This window comes from Hyphomonas sp., assembly GCF_041689225.1.
Taxonomy (GTDB): Bacteria; Pseudomonadota; Alphaproteobacteria; order Caulobacterales; family Hyphomonadaceae; genus Hyphomonas.
Map to the genome: position 1 here is coordinate 1 of NZ_JBDNGN010000007.1, position 5,701 is coordinate 5,701.

7 protein-coding genes are annotated in these 5,701 nt (G+C 62.6%); 2 read left to right on the top strand and 5 right to left on the bottom strand.

The annotated features are described in order from the left end of the window. The coding region (locus ACESNB_RS00750) for a GNAT family N-acetyltransferase (RefSeq protein ID WP_373002564.1) at positions 1–353 on the bottom strand (353 nt) is incomplete at its 3' end. Positions 354–560: 207 nt separating this feature from the next. Between ACESNB_RS00750 and ACESNB_RS00755 the strand changes: the two genes are divergently transcribed. After that, complete coding sequence (locus ACESNB_RS00755) at positions 561–1,034, top strand: hypothetical protein (RefSeq protein WP_373002566.1); 474 nt, start codon at positions 561–563, stop codon at positions 1,032–1,034. A gap of 110 nt (positions 1,035–1,144) precedes the next feature. Here the strand turns inward: ACESNB_RS00755 and ACESNB_RS00760 are convergent, their stop codons facing one another. Further along, entirely contained in the window at positions 1,145–1,555 is a 411-nt protein-coding gene (locus tag ACESNB_RS00760; RefSeq protein WP_373002568.1) for a DUF1761 domain-containing protein, read from the bottom strand. A gap of 116 nt (positions 1,556–1,671) precedes the next feature. Between ACESNB_RS00760 and metG the strand changes: the two genes are divergently transcribed. After that, positions 1,672–3,396 (top strand): methionine--tRNA ligase, encoded by a 1,725-nt coding sequence (gene metG, locus ACESNB_RS00765; protein ID WP_373002570.1) that lies wholly within the window; start codon positions 1,672–1,674, stop codon positions 3,394–3,396. A gap of 3 nt (positions 3,397–3,399) precedes the next feature. Here the strand turns inward: metG and ACESNB_RS00770 are convergent, their stop codons facing one another. The 3 genes from ACESNB_RS00770 to ACESNB_RS00780 form a co-directional block, all read right to left on the bottom strand. Next, positions 3,400–3,663, bottom strand: a complete 264-nt coding sequence (locus ACESNB_RS00770; RefSeq protein ID WP_373002572.1) for a YciI family protein — start codon at positions 3,661–3,663, stop codon at positions 3,400–3,402. A 90-nt stretch (positions 3,664–3,753) separates the two neighbouring features. Continuing rightward, on the bottom strand, positions 3,754–4,659 hold the full coding sequence (locus ACESNB_RS00775; protein WP_373002574.1) for a 5'-nucleotidase, lipoprotein e(P4) family: 906 nt from the start codon (positions 4,657–4,659) through the stop codon (positions 3,754–3,756). Positions 4,660–5,140: 481 nt separating this feature from the next. Further along, positions 5,141–5,701 (bottom strand): DUF938 domain-containing protein (locus ACESNB_RS00780; RefSeq protein WP_373002576.1); only part of this gene is annotated, 561 nt, incomplete at its 5' end.

Here is a 5,701-nt window from a genome sequence, read left to right on the forward strand (position 1 = left end):
ATCAGGATTCGGGCCAGGCCCGTATTGTGGAATGCGTCCAGTGTGGCGATTGCCAGTTCGGCGACACCGGTTGGCGGATCGCGAATGACCCGGACAACCCCGATGGCCGGAAGGTCGTGTTCGGCCAGGTCCAGCGCGCCCCAGGCGAGATGGTTGATGCCATCGACGGCCAGGAGGCGGTCGAGCACCGAATCCGGCACGTTTTTCATGCCCGAGAAGAAACGGTAATAGCGCGACTGGTCCGACAGGTTGGCGATGCTTTCACGCAGGCGCAGGCCGTCCTGCGGCCGGATCGGCCTCAGGTAGATGCGCTTGCCCGTCTTGAGGCTCGTATAGATGGCGCGGTTGTCCATGACTCATATGTTGCACTGCAACATGGAGAAACAATGGCAGGATTGCAGCCTGACCAATATTTCATGTTCCGGCTGTCCGAGGCAGCTGGACACGAATTCTCGCAATCACCTTGCAACCGCCCCATTCGCCTCGCGGCTTGCACCTTTCGGCCCCACTTCATGCGTAGGTCCAGTATCAACAACTATATATGCAAGAAGGAACACGCCATGAAACGCTCGATGATCGCCCTTACCGGCCTGACTGTCGCGGCCGTGATGCAGGCCCCTGCCTATGGCCAGCTGCCACCGCCGCCGCCCACGGTGCCAGCCCAGATAACACACGAAAAAGCCTGTGAAGACGTGACCGTATCGGTCTATTTCTCGGCTTATGAAACCATGCTGTCATCCTACTCGATGCGCGCCGTGAACGCGGCGAGCGACCGCCTTGCGGGCTGCGCCGTCACCGAGATCAACGCCGAAGTCGTGTCGGAAGAAGCCCATTCCGATGAGGATCTCGCCGCCCTGTCCGAAGCGCGCGCAACCGCCGTGCTCGACGCCTTCAGTGCCCGCGGCATCCGCGCGCCGGAAGTACACACGGACATCACCCCAAAGGTCGATGCCACGATGCCGATGCGCGCAAAGGCCCCGCTGGCCCGCCGTGTTGACGTCGTGCTGACGGCCGAACCCGGTTACGGCCTGTAATTCCCGTTTCCCTTGGCTGGATCTAAGGGGTGTCACCGCTCCCCTTTGTCCAACGCACTGCCCCGGGCCGGTCGATTTGACTGTCCGGGGCTTTTCTTTGCGCGAAATGCCTAGTCGAAGAAGGACAGGACCACGCCGGCAAGGCCGAGCGACACCAGGATATGGCCCCAGTCGACCATCAGGCCCGGCAGGTAATGATACAGCCCGTAGACGTAATCATAGGCCCGAATCGGGAAAGCCACGACCACGGCCAGCATCAGGGCGGTCGATACGCAGGCCGCAAGGCCCTTGGCGCCCCTGAGTTTCAGCACCCAGCCGAGCCCGAAGGCCAGCACCAGTTCGATCAGGAAACCGCCGGCCATCCAGGCCGGATTGGCGTCTGCCGCCATATCCACCGTATAGCCGCGCGCCGCCATCCAATGGCCTGAAAACAGCATTCCGTAGAAGACGAATCCGACGAAGAACATGACGATGGCGGCCAGCAGCACGCCCAGCAGGTTCACTCCACTGAGTCTTGGCATGTTAAATCCTCCCAAGTTTCTTTCTTTTCCGGCTCACCACGCTAAAAGTCCCGTTCCAGCGGGCAGCCGACCCGAATATTGCCTCAAAACGCCCTAAGCGGAAAGAAAACACGCCCATGACGCGACCCCGGCGCATCCTGATTACGTCTGCCCTGCCCTATATCAACGGTATCAAGCACCTCGGAAACCTCGCGGGCTCGATGCTGCCGGCGGACGTCTATGCGCGCACCATGCGCCTGCTCGGCCATGACGTGACCTATATCTGCGCCACCGATGAGCACGGCACGCCGGCCGAACTGGCGGCGCAGTTAATGCAGATCCCGGTTCAGCAATATTGCGACGAACAATTCGCCATCCAGCGCAAGGCGGGCGAAGGCTTCAACCTGTCCTTCGACTGGTTCGGGCGCTCGTCGCGGCCTGCCAACCACGCCCTGACACAGCATTTCGCGCAGGTGCTGGAGGCGCGCGGCCTGATCGAGGAGCGCACCAGCCAACAGGTCTATTCGGTTGATGATGGCCGCTTCCTGCCCGACCGCTATGTCGAGGGCACCTGCCCGCATTGCGGATTCGAGAAGGCGCGCGGCGACCAGTGCGACAATTGCGGGCGCCTGCTCGACCCGGTCGACCTGATCGATCCCTATTCCTCGGTCTCGGGCAGCAAGAATATCGAGATCCGCGACACCAACCATCTCTACCTGTTGCAGGAGAAGTCGCAGGACGAAATCCGCGCCTGGGTGAACACGAAGGGCGCCAACTGGCCGAGCCTGGCGGTGTCCATCGCCAACAAATGGCTGGACGAAGGCCTGATCGCCCGGGCGATTACCCGCGATCTGTCATGGGGCGTGGAGGTGATCGGAACCGACGGCACGGTGCGGCCCGGCTACGAAAACAAGGTCTTCTATGTCTGGTTCGATGCACCAATCGGCTATATCGCGGCGACCCAGGAATGGGCTGCGGCGACCGGCGGCGATTGGGAATCCCTCTGGCGCACCGACAAGGGCGCCGACGAGACCGAATATGTCCAGTTCATGGGCAAGGACAATGTCGCCTTCCACACGGTGAGTTTCCCGGTCACGCTGCTGGGTAGCGGCGAGCCGTGGAAGACAGTCGACAAGCTGAAAGCGTTCAACTGGGTCACCTGGTATGGCGGCAAGTTCTCGACCAGCAACAAGCGCGGCGTGTTCATGGACCAGGCCCTGGACCTGTTGCCGGCTGACTACTGGCGCTGGTACCTGATCGCCAATTCGCCGGAAGGCTCTGATGCGGCTTTCACATGGGAAGGATTCCAGGCGGCGGTCAATTCAGACCTCGCCAACGTGCTCGGCAATTTCGTCAACCGGATCACCAAATACTGCGTCGCCAAGTTTGATGGCAAGGTGCCCGACGGCGGCGAGCCGGGCGAGGCCGAGGCATGGATCACGGCCGAACTGGCCGAGCGCCTGCCGCGCCTGATCGACTATTACGAGGCGATGGAGTTCCGCAAAGCAGCTGCCGAAACGCGCGCAATCTGGGCCGCAGGCAATGAATACCTGACCAAGGCCGAGCCGTGGGTGAAGTACAAGTCCGACGTCGATGCAGCGGCTGTGGGCGTGCGCACGGGCCTGAACCTGGCGGCGCTGTTCGGCATCCTGTGCCTACCGATCATTCCGGAAACCGGCGCGAAGATTCTCGATGCGCTGGGCATTCCTCAGGAACACTGGAACTTCAACTTCAGAAGCCCGGAAGCCGTGCTGAATGCCCTGCCGCCCGGCCTGGCCATTACACCGCCGGACGTGCTGTTCCAGAAAATTGAGGACGAACAGGTCGCCGAATGGACCGAACAGTTCGGCGGCGGAAACTAGGGGTCAGTCGCGCTTCGGCAAAAACCGCCCCGGCATGGTCGATTCGTCGTTGAATACGCCGAAGATCGGGTCCCATTCATTGACGGTCATGTCCTCGATGAGGCCGTGGATCTCGAAGGGGTCACGCGCGATCAAGGCCATCAGGTCTTCGCGGTCCGGCGCCGACAGGATCAGCATGGCTGTCTTGCCCGGCGTGTCTGTGAACGGTCCGGATGCGCGCAAGCGCCCTTCCTTTTCGATCTCCCGAAGATAGTCGAGATGCGCCACAAGATGCTACTGCCAGCCTGCCTCATTTAGGTGTTTGAACGTCACCACGAACAGCGGCATGTGCGGTATCCCTGCAATGAGTGGGGAAGCTCAGTTGATCGGCGCCACGTCTGCCGGCGGTGTCGGCGCCCATTGTGTTGCCGGCGGGAACACGTCGTCGAAACCGCCCCGGATCGACGGGCCGTAGACCGGGTTCGGCAGGACGAACCAGCCATTGCCCCACAGGCTCGCGACGGCGGGTGCCTCAGTCATCGCGCGGCGCTCGGCCACACTCAATGCCTTGTCATTGAACGGATCGGCAACATCGCCCAGCTGGTCGCCGACCAGCGCGATCACGCAATAATTTTCAGAGATCATGGCGCGGCGGCCATCCTTGCCGGACCCGTCCGGCGCGTCGCCGCGCAGAAACAATGTCGATTCGTGCGAGAAATCGCCAATCCCGGCAGCACGCAACGTGTCCTCTGTCCCGACCGCGTTCTCAGCCGAACGGTTCGTGTTGACGATCACCGTCACACCCGCCGCACGAATGCGATCAAGGCCTGCCAGTGCGCCCGGAATGGCCACGGCCTTGCCTGCACCGGTCTTCTCCCAATTGTCCCAGATCGCGGGGGCGAAGGCGATTCCTTCGCTGGCGAAATAACCCATCGAGCCGAGGTTCCAGATCAGCGTCTCGTCTGCATCAAACACAGCGGCCAGCGCCTTGCCTTCGCAGGCGAGGAATGACGGCGCTCTGGGCGAGCTGTCCGGTGTGAGCACAACGCCCTGTGTGGGTGCACTGGCAGCCTTCGCCTCGACGTAGCCCGCAATGCTCGCCCAGGTCTGCCGCATTACCACGCTGGCCTCGGCAGACCCGTACAGCCATTGCTGGCCCGGTATCGGATCGGTGGCCGCGGCGACGGTTTCTGCTTGCGGCACCTCAATCGGACTGTCGGCAACGGGTGTTTCAACCGGCGCCGTCTGGCAGGCCGCCAGCAGCGCAACGAATGCAAGGCTCATGATCTGTTTCATGCCGTGTATTTCAGACAGTCACGCGACAATGTCCACCCGAACGTCCCGCGCCAACATCCCCATCGGGCCGGCCCGTGGGGTGCAGCGGCGAAGGTGGCGCGGGCGGATGCAATGGCCCGAGCGTATGGCTATCGCTATTGACGTTGGCTGGCTGCCAGGCCAGCGCCGCCCGCGCGATCGGATTTTATGGTCTGGTTATGACAGTTTGGGTGTACCCGTTTGTTTCTGCCCGATGCCGCCAGGCGCCCAATATTCCTGCCCGTCGACAGTTCCGATACAGCGCCGTCCGATCCCGCCACTTCCCCGACCGACCGGCGCCAGCCGGGCCTTTGTGAAGCAACGATGGGCCTAGTATGCAGGCATTTGAGTAACGGTCGGAAAGACCGGCGCATATTTCCTATGCGCTGTTGCCAGCACGGGCCGTTCAGTGATGCGCGTGCGGGAGAGAGGCGCGCCTCTCTCACTTTTCTCAGATCCGCTCGAATACGACCGCGAGGTTGTTGGCGGGCATGTCGACAACTGCCTGCAGCACGAGGCCCGCCAGAGACGCAAGCGGCAGCAGTTCCTGATCAAGGTCGCGCACGCCCCATTCCGGGTTGCGACGTTGCAGGTTTTCGCGGAAGACCGCATTCGACGGGGCGATGACCCCCATGCGGCCGAAAGGCCCGTACAGGAACAGTTTGCCGCCTGCACCCAACACACGTCCCGCCCCGGCGAACAGACCCTCTGCCACAGTGAAGGGCGCAATATGCACCATGTTCATCGACACGACCGCGTCCCATGGCCGGGCAGCTTCCGCCTCGCCCCAGTCAGGCAGGCTGGCATCGAGCGCCAGCGGTCCGTGCAGGCGGTCATGCCCGCTGGCGGCGCGCCAGGCCTGCTGGCTATCAAGGCCGGCCGGATCAATATCGGAATAGGTCCAGTCGAGGCCGGGCAAGGCCTCGGTCAGGAAGGCGCCATGCTCGCCTGTGCCGGACGCAATCTCAAGGACGCGGCCGTCACGGGCAACATGCTGCGCGAACACGTCGCG